The following is a 16,811-nucleotide window of genomic DNA, read 5'->3' on the forward strand; positions in this document are numbered from 1 at the left end:
GCCTACCGCGCATAACGGTCCGAGGTACCGGGTACGGCCGGTGCGGGGTGCCGTTCGTCGGCCGCCCGGTCGGCTGCTGGGCGCCGGCCGTGGGACAGCGAACGAACCAGCGACCACAGCATGCCAGCAGCGCTGATCGCGGCACCAGCCAGGTAGCCGAATTCTGCCCGCGGCGCGACCTGCCCGGGCAACAGCGTCACGGCCGCCAGGACAATGGTGCCCGCCAGCCAGGAGAACAGCTGCTGCCGGTGCCGGCCGACGGAGAGCAGGGCCTGGCCGAACACCGTGGCCAGCATGAAGAACAGCGTGCCCAGGACCAGCCAGAGGAAGTCCGCGCGGTCCAGCACCGGGGCCGCGTTGAAGGCCAACCGGATCAGGTCGGGTCCGAGCAGGACGGTCGGGAGGCCGGCCAGCGCGCACATCGCGGCCACGATCCCCCCCGTCCGGGTGAGGGTGCGCCGGAACTCCGCGTGGTCGCCCACCGCGGCCGCGCCGGAGAGCGCGGAGACCAGCGAGGCCTGGATCGCGGCGTAGGCGAACAGCGGAACCCGGGCCAGCACCACGGCGTTCAGCAGGGCGGAGACCAGGTCGTTGTCGTGCGGTGCGAGCAGCTTCACGCTGACCACCGCGGCGTTGACCATCAGCTGGGACAGCAGGGTCGAGCCGGTCAGCATGCCGACCCCGCGGACCACCGCGGGCCAGCTCGGCGCCGGGCCGCCGCGGCGGTCGGCCAGCACGCCGCGCAGGCCGATCACCGAGGCGGCCAGCGGCGCGGCCACCAGGATCAGGCTGAAGGCGACCGCCGAGTGCAGGCCGACCAGCGGGAGCAGCGCGGCCAGCAGGATCCGCAGGCCGCCGTCGACGGCGAGCTGCCGACCGTAGGGCTTGAACCGGCCGAGGCCGGCCAGGACGCCGCGGACCACCGAGCTGACGGCCAGTCCGACCATCGCGCCGGCCAGGCCGACCACCAGTCCGAGGTCGCCGGAGAACAGCGCGTCGGCGATCGGCCGGGCGGCGGCGGCGATCACCGCGAGCACCAGGGCCAGCACGGCCCCGGTGAACACCAGGACCCGGCGGGCGGCGGCCAGCGGCCCCTGGCCGACCGCGTCGCGGGTGGAGACCAGCCGGTTGAGCTCCAGCTCGACCGGGGTGAACAGCCCGTAGCCGACGGACATGACCACGGTCCACAGCACCGAGATCCCCGCCACCTGGCTCTTGTCCAGGCTGTAGCCGGCCAGGGCCAGGTAGATGTACGAGGACGCGCCGAGGACGACGGTGCCCCCGGCGACCAGCCGGACGCCGGGGGGCAGCGCGCCGAGCAGCTTGCCGATCGGGTTGCTCACGGGAACGGTTCCCTCTCCGCGGCTCAGCCCTGGAGACCGGTGCGGGCCTTGAGCGGCTCCCACCAGTCGCGGTTGTCGCGGTACCAGGCGAGGGTGGCGGCCAGGCCGTCCTCGAAGCGGACCTGCGGGGCGTAGCCCAGCTCCTCGCTGATCTTGCTGATGTCCAGCGAGTAGCGCAGGTCGTGGCCCTTGCGGTCGGCGACCCGCTCGACCCGGTCCCAGTCGGCGCCGGCCGCTTCCAGCAGCAGGCCGGTGAGCTCCTTGTTGGTCAGCTCGGTGCCGCCGCCGATGTTGTAGACCTCGCCGGCCCGGCCCTTGTTCATGGCCAGTTCGATGCCGCGGCAGTGGTCGGAGACGTGCAGCCAGTCGCGGATGTTGCCGCCGTCGCCGTACAGCGGGACCTTCCGGCCGTCCAGCAGGTTGGTGGTGAACAGCGGGATGACCTTCTCCGGGAACTGGTAGTGCCCGTAGTTGTTGGAGCAGCGGGTGACCACCACGTCCATGCCGTGGGTGCGGTGGTAGGCCAGCGCCAGCAGGTCGGAGGCGGCCTTGGAGGCCGAGTACGGGGAGTTCGGGACCAGCGGCCAGGTCTCGGTCCAGGAGCCCTCGGAGATCGAGCCGTACACCTCGTCGGTGGAGACGTGCACGAAGCGGCCGACGCCGTGCTTGCGGGCGGCGTCCAGCAGGACCTGGGTGCCCAGCACGTTGGTGGTGACGAACGGGCCGGCGCCCTCGATGGAGCGGTCCACGTGCGACTCGGCGGCGAAGTGCACCACCACGTCGTGGCCGGCCATCGCGGCGTCGACGGCCTCCGGGTCGCAGATGTCGGCCTTCACGAAGGCGTAGCCCGCGTGGCCCGCGACCGGGGCGAGGTTGGCCTCGACGCCCGAGTAGGTGAGCTTGTCGAGGACGGTGATCTGGGCGGCCGGATCCGCGCCGAGGAGCTGGCGGACGAACTCCGAACCGATGAAGCCGGCTCCGCCGGTCACGAGGATGCGCATAGTGGCGGCAGTCTACCCGCCGGGCCCCGGGCCCCCGCCCTCGGTCTCCCCCGCCCCCGCCGGGCCCCGTAAGCTGCCCGCATGCGTGGAATCCTCCTGGCAGGCGGCACCGGCTCGCGGCTCTGGCCGCTGACCCGGGCCGTCTCGAAGCAGCTGCTGCCGGTCTTCGACAAGCCCATGATCTACTACCCGCTCTCCACCCTGGTGATGGCGGGCATCCGCGAGGTCCTGATCATCACCACCCCGCAGGACCGGGACCAGTTCGAGCGGCTGCTCGGCGACGGCTCGCAGTTCGGCCTGCGGCTGGAGTACGCGGTGCAGGAGAAGCCCGAGGGCATCGCCCAGGCCTTCGTGCTGGGCGCGGACTTCATCGGCGACGAGTCGGTGGCGCTGATCCTCGGGGACAACATCTTCCACGGCTCCGGGCTGGGCACCCGGCTCGCCCAGCACACCTCGCCCGAGGGCGGCCGGGTCTTCGCCTACCCGGTGGCCGATCCGACCGCGTACGGCGTGGTGGAGTTCGCCGAGGACGGGCGGGTGCTGTCCATCGAGGAGAAGCCGGCGAAGCCGAAGTCCCGCTACGCGGTGCCCGGCCTGTACTTCTACGACAACCAGGTGGTCGGGATAGCGGCGGAGCTGGAGCCCAGCGCCCGCGGCGAGCTGGAGATCACCTCGGTCAACGAGGAGTACCTGCGGCGCGGCCAGCTCCACGTCACCACGCTGGACCGGGGCACCGCCTGGCTGGACACCGGCACCTTCGTGTCGATGGTGCAGGCCTCCGAGTTCGTCCGGGTCATCGAGGAGCGCCAGGGCTTCAAGATCGGCTGCCTGGAGGAGACCGCCTGGCGGGCCGGACTGATCGACGACGCGCAGCTGCGCGCCCTGGCCGAACCGCTCACCAAGAGCGGGTACGGCGAGTACCTGCTGGCCCTGCTGGACGAGGAGAACCCCCGGTGAAGTTCCGCGAGCTGTCGATCCCCGGCGCCTTCGAGGTCACCCCGCAGCAGTTCGGCGACCCGCGCGGCCTGTTCATGGAGTGGTACCGCTTCGACAAGCTGTCCGAGGTGGTCGGGCACCCGCTGCGCCTCGCCCAGGGCAACCTGTCGGTCTCCGCGAAGGGCGTGGTGCGCGGTGTGCACTTCGCCGACGTGCCGCCCGGCCAGGCCAAGTACGTCAGCTGCGTGCGCGGCGCGGTGCTGGACGTGGTCGTCGACCTGCGGGTCGGCTCCCCCGCGTTCGGGAAGTGGGAGTTCGTCCGGCTCGACGACGCCGACCGCCGCTCGGTGTACATCCCCGAGGGCCTGGGCCACGGCTTCTGCGCGCTGACCGACGACGCGACGCTGTCCTACGTCTGCTCGGAGACCTACAACCCGACCGGCGAGCACGGCGTGCACCCGCTCGACCCGGAGCTCGGCATCGAGTGGCCGGTGGAGGACCCGCAGCTGTCCGCGAAGGACGCCGAGGCGCCCACGCTGGCCGAGGCGCTCGCCTCCGGCCTGCTGCCCGAGTACGACAAGTGCCAGGAGTTCTACCGGAGTCTGCGGCAGGACTGAGCCGTCCCGGAGCCGCCCGCGCGCCCCGCCGCCGACCCGTTCGGCCACGGGGCGCGCACGTATGATGGGCCCGCCGCCGGGCCCCCGGGCCCTCCCACCCACCTCAGCGGATGTGCCCCGACATGACCACGCTCGATGTGCTGCTCCCCTACTACGGCAATGTCGCCCTGATGCAGGAGGCGGTACGGAGCGTCCTGGCCCAGACCGACCGGGACTGGCGCCTGACCGTCGTCGACGACGGCAAGGAGCCGGGCGTCCCGGAGTGGTTCGAGCAGCTCGGCGACCCGCGGGTGCGGTACTTCCGCAACGAGCAGAACCTCGGCGTGACCGGCAACTACCGCAAGTGCCTGGGGCTGGCCGAGCACGAGTACCTGGTGTTCATGGGCACCGACGACGTGATGCTGCCGAACTACGTCGCCAACGTCCGGACCTCGATCGAGGCCTTCCCCGGCGTGGCGATGATCCAGCCCGGCGTCGAGGTGATCGACGGCGACGGCAAGCCCGCCAGCTCGCTGGCCGACGAGGCCAAGCGGCGGCTGTACGCGCCCCGGCGCACCGGCCGGTACACGATGGGCGGCGAGGAGCTGGCGGTCAGCCTGCTGAAGGGCAACTGGCTGTACTTCCCGTCGATCTGCTGGCGCACCGACGCGGTCAAGGGCACCGGCTTCCGGGACAACCTGGAGATCATCCAGGACCTGGCGCTGGTGATCGACCTGCTGCAGGCCGGCGAGGAGATGGCCATCGACGACGTGCGCAGCTTCCAGTACCGCCGGCACCTGTCGGTCTCCGCCACCTCGGCGTTCTCCGGGCACCGCTTCGCCGAGGCGCACCGCTACTTCCTGGACGCCGCCGACCGGCTGGACGCGCAGGGCTGGCACCGCGCCGCGAAGGCGTCCCGGCTGCACATCTCGGCCCGCATCCACGCGCTGACCCTGGTGCCCGGGGCACTCAGGGCCAAGCAGTGGAAGGGCGCGAAGTCGCTGCTGAAGAACGCCGCGGCCGGCTCCGGCCGCGGCCGCTGAAGTCCCCCGTCCCCTAGGAGAGTTGCGCGCCATGTCCGTTCCCCCCTCCGCTCCCGCCCGGGTGGCCGTCCTCGGCGGCACCGGGTTCATCGGCCGGGTGCTGTGCGCCCGGCTGGCCGAGCGCGGCCACCAGGTGCTCACCCTGGCCCGGACGGTGCCCGCCGACCCGCCGGCCGGACGCTTCGCCTCCGTGGACCTGTCCGCCACCGCCCCCGCCGAGCTGGCCGCGCTGCTGGACCGGGAGGGCGTCGACGCCGTGGTCAACGCGGCCGGCGGCATGTGGGGCCTGACCGACGAGCAGATGCACGAGGCCAACGTGGTGCTGGTCGACCGACTGGTCGAGGCGGTCGCCGCGATGGCCCGCCCGGCCCGGCTGGTGCACCTGGGCACCGTGCACGAGTACGGCATGGCCCCGATCGGCACCAGCCGGCGCGAGGACGACGCGCCGGCGCCGGTGATGGAGTACGGCAAGCTGAAGCTGGCCGCCACCGAGACGATCACCCGGGCGGTCGCGGACGGCCGGATCGACGCCGTGACGCTGCGGCTGGGCAACGTGGTCGGCGCCGGCCAGCCCGGGCACAGCCTGCTCGGCGTGATGGCCGCGAAGCTGGACGAGGCCCGGCAGGCCGGGCGCACCGCGCAGCTGTCGCTGCAGCCGCTGACCGCGCAGCGCGACTTCGTCGACCTGGCCGACACCGTGGACGCGGTGCTGGCCGCGATCGGCACGCGCACCACCGTCCCGGTGATCAACGTCGGCACCGGCCGGGCCACCGCCGCCCGGGTCCTGGTGGAGCTGCTGATCGAGGCCAGCGGGGTGCCCACCGAGATCACCGAGGTGCCCGCCCCCGACGGCACCGGCCCGGAGACGGAGTGGCAGCAGATGGACGTCTCGCTGGCCCGCGAGCAGCTCGGCTGGGCTCCCACCCGGACCCTGGCCGACGGCGTCGCCGACCTGTGGCGGGCCCGCACCGCCACCCGCTAGCCCCCCGCCTCCCGATTCCACCGAGGAACACATGAGATCCAACGGACTGCTCCGCTCCCGCGGCACCCTGGCGGAGCTTTTCTCCGGCCGCGCCAACAGTTTCGGCCTGCTGCGACTGGCGCTGGCTACCTCCGTGGTGGTCTCGCACCTGTACCCGCTGGGCTACGGGCACCTCGACCCGCTGTGGAAGCACAGCGGCGAGCAGACCGACATCGGGAAGATGGCGGTGGTCGGCTTCTTCGTGCTCTCCGGCTTCATGATCACCGGCAGTGGCCGGCGGACCGGCATCGGCCGCTACAGCTGGCACCGGGTGCTGCGCATCATGCCCGGGCTGTGGGGGTCGCTGCTGATCTCCACCCTGGTGATCATGCCGCTGCTGTACCAGTACCTGCACGGCACCATGGACGGCTTCTGGAACCACCCGGCCGGCCCCTGGCACTACCTGAAGGGCACCTGGAACACCTCGCTGACCAGCGGCTGGGACGTCTCCGGCGTCATCGCCGACGGCGTCCACCGGGGCACCAACCACGACCAGAGCGTGAACGGCGCGCTGTGGTCGCTCAAGTACGAACTGCTCTGCTACGTGATGGTCGGCATGCTCGCGGCCGGCGGCGTGCTGCTCAAGGCCCGCCGCTTCGTGCCGCTGGCCGCGCTCGCGCTCTGGCTGCTGATCGTCAACGACTGGCTGGACGCGCCGAGCATGCGCCACGGCATCCCCGGCGACATGAGCACCTCGGTCAACGTGCCGCTGCTGGGCCCGATGTCGACGCACTTCCTGATCCACCTGGGCTTCGTCTTCCTGCTGGGCGCGACCGTCCAGCTCTACCGGGAGAAGGTCCCGGTGCACGACGGGCTGGCCCTGCTCTCGCTGGTCACCCTGGCCGTCACCATGCGCTACGGCGGCCTGTTCGTGATCGGCTACCCGGCCTTCGCCTACCTGCTGTTCTGGCTGGCGATCCGGCTGCCGAGCCCGTTCCAGCGGATCGGCCGCAACCGGGACTTCTCGTACGGCATCTACATCTACGGCTTCACCGTGGAGCAGGCGCTGGCCATGCTCGGCTTCGTGAAGTACGGCAAGCTCGGCTTCCTCGCCTGCGCGCTGGCCGGGACGGTGGTGCTGGCCGCGATCTCCTGGTACCTGGTCGAATCGCCCGCGATGAAGCTGAAGAACTGGACGCCGCGCCCGCTGGCCCGCCGGCAGGAGCGCCGCGCGGCCGCCGCGGCGGCCGGTCCGCAGGGCGAGGGCGCGGAGGGCGTCCGGGCCGGCCACTCGGACCACCCCTCGGTCCGGGCCTGACCGACAGACCGGGCCCCGGGCCCGGACGCGCGAGAGGCGCGGCACCGTTCCCACGGTGCCGCGCCTCTCGCGTTCCGCACGTGCCGCCCGCCCCCACCCGCAGCGCGACGGGGCCGGAACGCCGGAGGGCCCGGCCCCCTCCCTCGCGGGACGGGGCCGGGCCCTCCTGGATGACCAGGGGTCAGATCGGCAATTACTTGACGATCTTGGTGACCTGGCCGGCGCCGACGGTGCGGCCACCCTCACGGATGGCGAACTTCAGGCCCTCCTCCATGGCGACGGGCTGGATCAGCGCGACGGTCATGGCGGTGTTGTCGCCCGGCATGACCATCTCGGTGCCCTCGGGGAGGGTCACGACGCCGGTCACGTCCGTGGTGCGGAAGTAGAACTGCGGGCGGTAGTTGTTGAAGAAGGGGGTGTGACGGCCACCCTCGTCCTTCGACAGGATGTAGGCCTGGGCCTCGAAGTCGGTGTGCGGGGTGACCGAACCCGGCTTGATGATGACCTGGCCGCGCTCGACGTCCTCGCGCTTGATGCCGCGGAGCAGCAGACCGACGTTCTCACCGGCCTGGCCCTCGTCGAGCAGCTTGCGGAACATCTCGATACCGGTGACCGTGGTGGTGGTCTTGGTGGTCTTGATGCCGATGATGTCGACGGTCTCGTTGACCTTGAGGATGCCGCGCTCGATGCGGCCGGTGACGACGGTGCCACGACCGGTGATCGTGAAGACGTCCTCGATCGGCATCAGGAACGGCTGGTCGGTGAGGCGGGCCGGGGTCGGGATGGCCTCGTCGACGGCGTGCATGAGGCCGAGGAGCTTCTCGCCCCACTCCTTGTCACCCTCGAGCGCCTTCAGCGCCGAGACGCGGACGACCGGCAGGTCGTCGCCCGGGAACTCGTACTCGGAGAGGAGCTCGCGGACCTCGAGCTCGACGAGCTCCAGGATCTCCTCGTCGTCCACCATGTCGGCCTTGTTCAGGGCGACGACGATGTAGGGGACGCCGACCTGGCGGGCCAGGAGGACGTGCTCCTTGGTCTGCGGCATCGGGCCGTCGGTGGCGGCGACGACGAGGATCGCACCGTCCATCTGGGCCGCACCGGTGATCATGTTCTTGATGTAGTCCGCGTGACCCGGGCAGTCGACGTGGGCGTAGTGACGCGCCTCGGTCTGGTACTCGACGTGCGCGATGGAGATGGTGATACCGCGCTGACGCTCCTCCGGCGCCTTGTCGATCTGGTCGAACGGCGTGAAGGGGTTGATGTCCGGGTACGCGTCGTGCAGCACCTTGGTGATGGCCGCGGTCAGCGTGGTCTTACCGTGGTCGATGTGACCGATGGTGCCGATGTTGACGTGGGGCTTCGTCCGCTCGAACTTCGCCTTCGCCACTGCAGTCCTCCTGAGGACAGTTCTGTACGCCGTACGACGTCAGTTGGTCTGGATCGGGTTTTTGGTAACGGGGCGCTGGTGTCGCGCCCCGTAGCCGTCCCGCGGGTGGGGGGTGCCGGAGGGCTCCCGGGCGGAACCCGGACGGGCAAACGTCCGGGTGCCCTCCTTCTAGCCTAAAGGGTCTGATTCATCCCGATTACCGGGACGTCACTCGCCCTTGGCCTTGGCGATGATGTCGTCCGCCACGTTCCGCGGAACCTCGGCGTACGAGTCGAACTGCATCGAGTAGCTTGCGCGACCAGAGGTCTTGCTGCGCAGGTCACCGACGTAGCCGAACATCTCGGAGAGCGGCACCAGCGCCTTGACGACGCGGGCACCGTGACGCTCCTCCATGGCCCGGATCTGGCCACGGCGGGAGTTGATGTCGCCGATCACGTCGCCCATGTAGTCCTCGGGGGTGGTGACCTCGACGGCCATCATCGGCTCCAGCAGAGCCGGCGACGCCTTCTTGGCACCTTCCTTGAACGCCATGGAACCGGCGATCTTGAACGCCAGCTCGGACGAGTCGACGTCGTGCGACGCACCGTCGAGCAGGCTGACGCGGACGCCCTGGAGCGGGTAGCCGGCGAGCACGCCGAACTCCATGGCCTCCTGGCAACCGGCGTCGACCGAGGGGATGTACTCCTTCGGAACGCGGCCACCGGTGACCTTGTTCACGAACTCGTAGCCCTCGCCGGACTCCAGCGGCTCGATCGCGATCTGGATCTTCGCGAACTGGCCGGAACCACCGGTCTGCTTCTTGTGCGTGTAGTCGATGCGCTCGACGGCCTTGCGGATCGTCTCGCGGTACGCGACCTGCGGCTTGCCGACGTTGGCCTCGACCTTGAACTCGCGGCGCATGCGGTCGACCAGCACCTCGAGGTGCAGCTCGCCCATGCCCGCGATGATCGTCTGGCCGGTCTCCTCGTCGGTGTTGACCTGGAAGGACGGGTCCTCCTCGGCCAGGCGCTGGATGGCGACACCCAGCTTCTCCTGGTCGCCCTTGGACTTGGGCTCGATCGCGACGCGGATGACCGGGGCCGGGAAGTCCATGGACTCCAGGATGACCGGGTTCTTCTCGTCGGACAGCGTCTCACCGGTGGTGGTCTGCTTGAGGCCCATCACGGCGATGATGTCGCCGGCGCCCACCGAGTCGATCTCCTCACGCTTGTTCGCGTGCATGCGGTAGATCTTGCCGATGCGCTCCTTCTTGCCCTTGACGGAGTTCAGCACCGAGGTGCCGGACTCCAGGCGGCCGGAGTACACGCGGACGAAGGTGAGCTTGCCCAGGTGCGGGTCCGACATGATCTTGAACGCGAGCGCGGCGAGCGGCTCGTCGTCCGAGGCCTGGCGGACGATCTTCTCTTCCGGGTTGTTCGGCTTGGTGCCCTCGATGCCCTCGATGTCGAGCGGCGACGGCAGGTACTTCACCACCGCGTCGAGCAGGGGCTGGACGCCCTTGTTCTTGAACGCGGAACCACAGAAGATCGGCGTGAAGGACGAGTCGAGCGTGCCCTTGCGGATCGCCGCGACCAGCACGTCCTCGGGGATGTCCTCGCCCTCCAGGGCGAGCTCCATCACCTCGTCGCTGACGTTGGAGACGGTGTCGATCAGGGCCTCGCGGTACTCCGCGGCCTGCTCGGCGAGGTCGGCCGGGATGTCGACGGTGTCGTACATCTCGCCCTTGGGCGCGTCGGCCGAGTAGACCAGCGCCTTCATCTTCACCAGGTCGACGACGCCGGTGAAGTCACCCTCGGCGCCGATCGGCAGCTGCATGACCAGCGGGGTGGCGCCGAGGCGGTCCACGATGGTCTGCACGCAGAAGAAGAAGTTGGCGCCCGTGCGGTCCAGCTTGTTGATGAAGCAGATGCGCGGGACGCCGTAGCGGTCAGCCTGCCGCCACACGGTCTCGGACTGGGGCTCGACACCGGCGACGCCGTCGAACACCGTCACGCCACCGTCGAGGACGCGCAGCGAGCGCTCCACCTCGACGGTGAAGTCGACGTGGCCCGGGGTGTCGATGATGTTGATGGTGTTGTCGACACCGTCGAGGGTCCAGTGGCAGGTCGTCGCGGCCGACGTGATGGTGATGCCGCGCTCCTGCTCCTGCTCCATCCAGTCCATCGTGGCAGCGCCGTCGTGGACCTCACCGATCTTGTACGAGACACCGGTGTAGAACAGGATCCGCTCGGTGGTGGTGGTCTTGCCCGCGTCGATGTGCGCCATGATCCCGATGTTGCGGACCTTGGCGAGGTCAAGGGAGGTTGCAGCCATGGTGGCTCGTTCTCTCTCTGTCTAGTGACGGGGTTCGGACTACCAGCGGTAGTGCGCGAAGGCCTTGTTGGACTCGGCCATCTTGTGGGTGTCCTCGCGACGCTTCACGGAAGCGCCCAGGCCGTTGCTGGCGTCGAGGATCTCGTTGAGCAGACGCTCGGTCATGGTCTTCTCGCGACGGGCGCGGGAGTAGCCGACCAGCCAGCGCAGCGCCAGGGTGTTGGCGCGGCCCGGACGGACCTCGACCGGCACCTGGTAGGTGGCGCCACCGACGCGGCGGGACTTGACCTCGAGGGTCGGCTTGACGTTCTCCAGGGCGCGCTTGAGCGCGACCACCGGGTCGGCGCCGGTCTTCTCGCGGACGCCCTCGAGGGCGCCGTAGACGATCCGCTCGGCGGTGGAGCGCTTGCCGTGCAGCAGGATCTTGTTGACCAGCGAGGTCACCAGGGGGGAGCCGTAGACCGGGTCGATGATGACCGGGCGCTTCGGGGCGGGGCCCTTACGAGGCATTCTTACTTCTCCTTCTTGGCGCCGTAGCGGCTGCGGGCCTGCTTGCGGTTCTTGACACCCTGGGTGTCGAGCGAACCGCGGATGATCTTGTAGCGGACACCAGGAAGGTCCTTCACACGGCCACCGCGGACCAGCACGATGGAGTGCTCCTGCAGGTTGTGGCCCTCGCCCGGAATGTAAGCGGTGACCTCGATCCCGCTGGTGAGGCGCACACGGGCGACCTTGCGGAGAGCCGAGTTCGGCTTCTTCGGGGTGGTCGTGTACACACGCGTGCAGACGCCGCGGCGCTGGGGCGAACCCTTCAGTGCGGGCGTCTTGTTCTTCTCGACCTTGTCCTGCCGGCCCTTTCGGACCAGCTGCTGGATCGTAGGCACCGTTTCTCCGTTTTCTGTGTGCCAAGGCTTGGTGGAACTAACCTGCGGTATGGCCCGCACCCTCCGACCCACGCGGTCGGGTGTGTTGGCCTTCTTCGGGGGAAGAATCGCGGAATCCCATGAGCTGCGCTGCGGCTACGGCACACACCGAGCGGGTGGAGTCTCCGCTGCGGCGGCCGATCTGCTGGCACGCACAAGGACCCGGGCACACCCCAGGCACAAGGTCAGAGCGTACCTAGCGCACAGGCGGCGGTCAAAACAAATGGGGCGCACCCGGGTGGGCGGGCGTCCGGGCGCCGCACGGGATCGGGCCGCGCGGGGTGCGCCGCGGCCCTCCGCGCGGTGCGCGCGGCACGCGGATCGGCCCGGCCGGACGCGGGCGGGCTCAGCCGGACGCGACGGCCAGCAGGAAGAAGAGCAGCCAGCCGGCCACCGAGAGCCAGCCCAGCACCAGGCCGAGCACGGCCAGGCCGTCGCCGTCCTCGCCGGTGGTGCGCAGCTTGGCCCGGGCCAGGTGGCCGGTGACCACGGCGGGCAGGCCGGTGGCGCCGAGGGTGAGCACGGTCAGGCAGCCGAGCGTCGCGGAGGCCACCGCCAGGCCGTTGTTGCGGGCGGGCGGCGGCGGCAGGAAGGCCGGCATGAAGGTCGGCGGCACCACCGGGACGGGCGCGCCGAACGGCTGCACCATCGGCCCGGACGGCAGGTCGGCCACCAGCGCGGCCAACTGCCCGTAGGTGGCGGCCTGGTGGGTCGCGGACATCCGGTGCTCGTACTCGGCCGCGGTCAGCCGGCCCTCGGCGAAGGCGGCCTTCAGCACGTCGATGGTGCGCTCGCGGTCGGAGTTGGCGGCCCGCATCGCGGACTGCGGCGTCGGCGCCGGCTGCCAGGGCTGCTGCCCGTACGGCGCCGGCGGTCCCCATTGTCCTGCCACCGCGGCCTCCTCCCGTTCCCCCTGCTGCGTGTGCGCTCCCAGGATGCAGGACGAACGGAGGGGCCGGGTAGTTGCCGGTCCCGGCGGGGGAAGGGGTGGCGTACCGCCGAACGGGGGATGTCCGGGTAAAGGAATGATCATAGGGTCACGTCAGGCACACCCTCGGCCGCCGCTCCCCCGTGCAGGAACCCGTCGGAAGAATCCGTCCGGACCGCCGTCGACAAGGAGACCACCCGCCATGGAGGCGACCACTCCGCCGCCCGCCGTCTCGATCCGCGACCTGTGGAAGCGCTTCGGTGCGCAAACCGCCGTCGCCGGGCTCAGCCTCGACCTGCCCGCCGGGTCGTTCATCGGCCTGGTCGGCCCGAACGGGGCCGGCAAGACCACCACGCTGTCGATGGCCACCGGACTGCTGCGGCCCGACCGGGGGACGGTGCTGGTGCACGGCGCGGACGTCTGGCAGGACCCGGTCGCGGTGAAGGCGCGGATCGGCATCCTGCCCGAGGGGCTGCGGATGTTCGAGCGGCTCAGCGGACGCGAACTGCTGCGCTTCAACGGCCGGTTGCGCGGCCTGGACGGCGCGGAGACCGACCGGCGGGCCGAGGAGCTGCTGGCGGTGCTCGACCTGACCGGCGCCGCCGACAAGCTGGTCGCCGACTACTCCACCGGCATGCGCAAGAAGATCGGCCTGGCCGCCGCGCTGCTGCACAACCCGGACGTGCTGTTCCTGGACGAGCCGTTCGAGGGCGTCGACCCGGTCTCCGCGCAGACCATCCGCGGCGTGCTGACCCGGTACGCGGCCTCCGGGTCGACGGTGGTGTTCTCCAGCCACGTGATGGAGCTGGTCGAGTCGCTGTGCGACTGGGTCGCCGTGGTGAACGCCGGGCAGGTGGTCGCCGCCGGGCCCATCGACCGGGTGCGCGGCGGGACTTCGCTGCACCAGGCGTTCCTCGGGCTGGTCGGCGTCCGCGCGGACGACGGGCAGGCGCTCGGCTGGCTGGGCGGGGGCCACCGTTGACCACCGCCGACGCCCCCGCCTCCTCCACCTCCTCCACCGCCTCCGTCACCGCCGACGACCGGGCGGTCGTCCGCACCCTCGTCGCCCTGAAGCTCCGGCTGCTGCGCAACGGGCTGCGGCGCAGTCCCGGGCTGGCCGCCGGGTACCTGATCGGGCTGCTGATCGGGCTGCTGTTCGGCCTGTCCGCGGCCCTCGGGCTGGCCGTGCTGCACGGTCGGACGGGGGCGGCGGACGCGGCCGCGGTGCTGGTCGCCGGGCTGACCGGGTGCTGGGCGGCGATGCCGCTGTTCTTCTTCTCCAGCGACGAGAGCGCCGACCCGACCCGGCTGACCATGCTGCCGCTGCGGCCCGCCGTGCTGCTGCGCGGCACCCTGCTGGGCGGGCTGGTCGGGCCGGGGCCGCTGATCAACCTGCTGCTGCTGACCGGCGCCGCGGTCGCCGCCGGGCGGGGCGCGGCCTCGGCGGCGGTGGCGGTGCTCGCGGTGCCGCTGACCCTGCTGGTGCTGGTCGCGCTGATCCGGGCGATCGGGGCGGCCAACGCCCGGATGCTGTCCAGCCGGCGCGGCAAGGACTTCGCCGTCTTCGGCGGCCTGCTGTTCGCGGTGCTGGCGCAGGGCGGCAACCTCGCCCTGCAGAGCTCGCTGAACGGCTCCGGCCGGGGCGTCGACCTGTCGGTGCTGCACCCGTACGCCTCGGTGGTGCGGTGGCTGCCGCCGGTCGCGGCGATCGACGCGGTGCGCTCGGCCGGGGAGGGCGCGTACGCCGTCGCGGCCGGGCAGCTGCTGCTGACCGCGGCCCTGCTGGCGGTGCTGCTGCGCTGGTGGCTGCGCAGCCTGCGGGAGCTGATGGTGAGCGGCGACTCCTCGACGCTGCTGGAGAGTTCGCCCGCCGCGGCGGCCCGGGCGGCGGGCCTGTGGCGGCTGCTGCCCGCGGGCCGGGTCGGCACCGTCGCCCAGCGGCAGCTGCGGTACGCCTGGCGGGAGCCGCGGGCGAAGGCCGCGGTGTTCACCGGCATCGGGATGACCGCGGTGTTCGCGGCGCTGTCGGTGGTGCAGGGCTGGAGCTCGGTGTACGTGATCGCCATCGGCGGCCTGATGCTCGGCCTGCAGTCCGGCAACCTGTTCGGCATGGACGGCTCCGGGTTCTGGATGATCGCGGCCACCCTGTCCACCCGGCGGGACGCCCGGGACGAACTGCGCGGCCGGGCCTTGGCCGTGGCGGCGTACGGCGTGCCGGTCCTGGTGCTGTTCGGCCCGCCGGTGGCCGCCCTCACCGGCGACTGGACCGGTCTGGCCCCCGCCCTCGGGCTGTCCCTGGCCGTGCTGGGCACCGCGATCGGCCTGGGCTGCCTGCTCAGCGTGCACGCGCCGTACGCGCTGCCCGCCGACGGCAACCCGATGCGCAACGCGGCGCCCGGGCAGAACGGCGCGGTGATGCTCAACGCGTTCGGCTCGATGATCGGCGTGGCGCTGCTCTGCCTGCCCTTCGGAGCCCTGCTCGGCTTCCTGCTGCTCGGCCACCACCCCGCCTGGCCGGTGCTGCCGGTCGGCGCGCTGTACGGGGCGGGCGCGGCCCTGCTGGGCATCCGGCTGGCCTCGGGACGGCTGCTGGCGCGGGCGCCGGAGATCCTCGCCAAGGTCGTCGAGCGGTGACCGGCGGGACCGGCGGCGCGGGCTGAGGGCCGGACGGGCGGGCGGGCCCGCTCCGGCATCATGGAGGGCGTCCCCTCCCCCGGGGTCCCCCGTCCCCCGCAGGAAGCAGGAACCGCCGTGGCCAGCACCGATCAGCCCGTGGACGAGCTGGTGGCGGAGGCGGTGGCCCGGGTGGCGGGTGCGCAGCCCGGGGGTCTGGAGTACGTGGTGGACGGGGCGGCGTCGCTGCTGGCGGCCTCCGCGGACCGGTGGCCGGGGGTGAGCCGGGCGCTGCTGGGAGCGGCCGAGCGGGCGGTGGGCCGCTGCTGGGCGGCCGGCTGGCAGCCCGCCGACCTGGTGCGGGTGGCCCGGCGGGAGCTGGGCCCGGTGCAGGTCGCGCTGGCGGTGGACCTGATCGCGGCGGAGGGCCGGCGGCACCCGGTGGCGGCGCTGGACCGGCGCTGGCAGGAGCAGCTGCGGGAGTTGGACGCCCGGCCGTGGTGGCCGTCGGACGAGGCGTTCCTGCCGGAGTTCGCGGCCCGGCACCGGCTGGACCGGTTCGCGCTGGCCACGGCGGCGCTGGAGCTGCTGCGGGCCTGGGCGCTGCTGCCGCCGGTCCAGCCGGTGGGCCCGGTGCCCGGGCGGTCCGCGCCGCGGGCGAGCGAGCCCCGGTCGGGCGAGCCGCGGATGCTGGGCCGGATCCGGGCGCTGCTGGCGAAGGCCGAGTCGACCGGGTTCCCGGACGAGGCGGAGGCGCTGACCGCGAAGGCGCAGGAGCTGATGGCCCGGCACTCGATCGACGAGGCGCTGCTGGCGGCGGGCGGCGGCCGGTCGGCGGACGGCCCGGCGGCGGTGCGGATCGGCGTGGACAACCCGTACGAGGGCCCGAAGACGATGCTGCTGGACGCGGTGGCGGCGGCGAACCGGTGCCGGGTGGTGTGGGCGAAGGAGTTCGGGTTCTGCACGGTGGTCGGCTTCGACGCCGACCTGGACGCGGTGGAGCTGCTGTACACCTCGCTGCTGGTGCAGGCCACGGCGGCGATGCACCGGGCGGGCAGCCGCAAGCACAAGGACGGCGCGGCCCGCACCAAGGCGTTCCGGCAGTCCTTCCTGGTGGCGTACGCGGCGCGGATCCGGGAGCGGCTGGCCGAGGCCACCGAGCGGGCCACCGAGGAGGCCGTGGCGGGCCGCCCGGACGGTGCCGGGAGCGGCGCCGGGGACGGTGCCGGGCCGGACGGCGGGCCGCTGCCGGCCGTCCCGGCCGGGGGCCTGCTGCCGGTACTGGCGGCCCGGGCGGAGGCCGTCGACGACGCGGTGGGCAAGATGTTCCCCAAACTGGTGTCGCAGCGCGTGCGGGTGAGCGACGGCGAGGGCTGGGTCGAGGGCCGGGCCGCCGCCGACCGCGCCTCCCTGCACCGCGGCTCGGGGCGCATCGAGCGCTGACCGGCC

15 protein-coding genes are annotated in these 16,811 nt (G+C 71.9%); 8 read left to right on the top strand and 7 right to left on the bottom strand.

From position 1 onward, the window contains the following. Positions 1-2 precede the first annotated feature (2 nt). Positions 3-1,343 (bottom strand): hypothetical protein, encoded by a 1,341-nt coding sequence (locus tag IH44_RS0101040; protein WP_051816408.1) that lies wholly within the window; start codon positions 1,341-1,343, stop codon positions 3-5. Positions 1,344-1,366: 23 nt separating this feature from the next. Next, positions 1,367-2,344: a dTDP-glucose 4,6-dehydratase gene (gene rfbB, locus IH44_RS0101045; RefSeq protein ID WP_030457424.1), complete on the bottom strand. Its 978-nt coding sequence runs from the start codon at positions 2,342-2,344 to the stop codon at positions 1,367-1,369. A gap of 81 nt (positions 2,345-2,425) precedes the next feature. Here rfbB and rfbA point away from each other — a divergent pair, with 81 nt between their 5' ends. The 5 genes from rfbA to IH44_RS0101070 all read left to right on the top strand — a co-directional run bounded on the left by rfbA (position 2,426) and on the right by IH44_RS0101070 (position 7,198). Then, a complete protein-coding gene (rfbA, locus tag IH44_RS0101050) occupies positions 2,426-3,301 on the top strand; it encodes a glucose-1-phosphate thymidylyltransferase RfbA (RefSeq protein WP_030457425.1) in 876 nt (291 codons plus the stop codon). Beyond that, positions 3,298-3,897 carry a dTDP-4-dehydrorhamnose 3,5-epimerase gene (rfbC, locus tag IH44_RS0101055; protein ID WP_030457426.1) on the top strand — a complete coding sequence of 200 codons (600 nt, stop codon included), beginning with the start codon at positions 3,298-3,300 and terminating at the stop codon, positions 3,895-3,897. The genes rfbA and rfbC overlap by 4 nt, the downstream gene beginning before the upstream one ends. 122 nt (positions 3,898-4,019) lie before the next feature. Beyond that, the gene (locus tag IH44_RS0101060; protein WP_030457427.1) at positions 4,020-4,919 is read left to right on the top strand and encodes a glycosyltransferase family 2 protein; all 900 of its coding nucleotides are present in this window, start codon (positions 4,020-4,022) and stop codon (positions 4,917-4,919) included. 31 nt (positions 4,920-4,950) lie between these two features. Beyond that, the gene (locus IH44_RS0101065; RefSeq protein ID WP_030457428.1) at positions 4,951-5,901 is read left to right on the top strand and encodes an NAD(P)-dependent oxidoreductase; all 951 of its coding nucleotides are present in this window, start codon (positions 4,951-4,953) and stop codon (positions 5,899-5,901) included. A 31-nt stretch (positions 5,902-5,932) separates the two neighbouring features. Then, positions 5,933-7,198 (top strand): acyltransferase, encoded by a 1,266-nt coding sequence (locus IH44_RS0101070; RefSeq protein WP_051816409.1) that lies wholly within the window; start codon positions 5,933-5,935, stop codon positions 7,196-7,198. A gap of 193 nt (positions 7,199-7,391) precedes the next feature. On the opposite strand, the gene tuf is transcribed toward IH44_RS0101070, so the two are convergent. From tuf to IH44_RS0101095, 5 genes are all read right to left on the bottom strand, one after another. Further along, positions 7,392-8,585 carry an elongation factor Tu gene (gene tuf, locus IH44_RS0101075; RefSeq protein ID WP_030457430.1) on the bottom strand — a complete coding sequence of 398 codons (1,194 nt, stop codon included), beginning with the start codon at positions 8,583-8,585 and terminating at the stop codon, positions 7,392-7,394. Positions 8,586-8,792: 207 nt separating this feature from the next. Further along, entirely contained in the window at positions 8,793-10,898 is a 2,106-nt protein-coding gene (gene fusA / locus IH44_RS0101080; protein ID WP_030457431.1) for an elongation factor G, read from the bottom strand. A gap of 39 nt (positions 10,899-10,937) precedes the next feature. After that, positions 10,938-11,408 carry a 30S ribosomal protein S7 gene (rpsG, locus tag IH44_RS0101085; protein ID WP_030457432.1) on the bottom strand — a complete coding sequence of 157 codons (471 nt, stop codon included), beginning with the start codon at positions 11,406-11,408 and terminating at the stop codon, positions 10,938-10,940. Positions 11,409-11,410: 2 nt separating this feature from the next. Then, positions 11,411-11,782, bottom strand: coding sequence for a 30S ribosomal protein S12 (gene rpsL, locus IH44_RS0101090; RefSeq protein ID WP_014144289.1), 372 nt, complete (start codon positions 11,780-11,782; stop codon positions 11,411-11,413). A 385-nt stretch (positions 11,783-12,167) separates the two neighbouring features. Then, complete coding sequence (locus IH44_RS0101095; RefSeq protein ID WP_359787438.1) at positions 12,168-12,713, bottom strand: DUF1707 and DUF4190 domain-containing protein; 546 nt, start codon at positions 12,711-12,713, stop codon at positions 12,168-12,170. Between the two features lie 238 nt (positions 12,714-12,951). On the opposite strand from IH44_RS0101095, the gene IH44_RS0101100 reads away from it, so the two are divergent. From IH44_RS0101100 to IH44_RS0101110, 3 genes are all read left to right on the top strand, one after another. After that, positions 12,952-13,731: an ABC transporter ATP-binding protein gene (locus IH44_RS0101100; RefSeq protein ID WP_030457434.1), complete on the top strand. Its 780-nt coding sequence runs from the start codon at positions 12,952-12,954 to the stop codon at positions 13,729-13,731. After that, entirely contained in the window at positions 13,728-15,383 is a 1,656-nt protein-coding gene (locus IH44_RS0101105; protein ID WP_030457435.1) for a hypothetical protein, read from the top strand. The genes IH44_RS0101100 and IH44_RS0101105 overlap by 4 nt, the downstream gene beginning before the upstream one ends. A 117-nt stretch (positions 15,384-15,500) precedes the next feature. Beyond that, complete coding sequence (locus tag IH44_RS0101110; RefSeq protein WP_030457436.1) at positions 15,501-16,805, top strand: DUF2786 domain-containing protein; 1,305 nt, start codon at positions 15,501-15,503, stop codon at positions 16,803-16,805. Positions 16,806-16,811 lie beyond the last annotated feature (6 nt).

This window comes from Kitasatospora sp. NRRL B-11411 (assembly GCF_000721345.1).
In the GTDB taxonomy this organism is placed as follows: Bacteria; Actinomycetota; Actinomycetes; order Streptomycetales; family Streptomycetaceae; genus Kitasatospora; species Kitasatospora cineracea.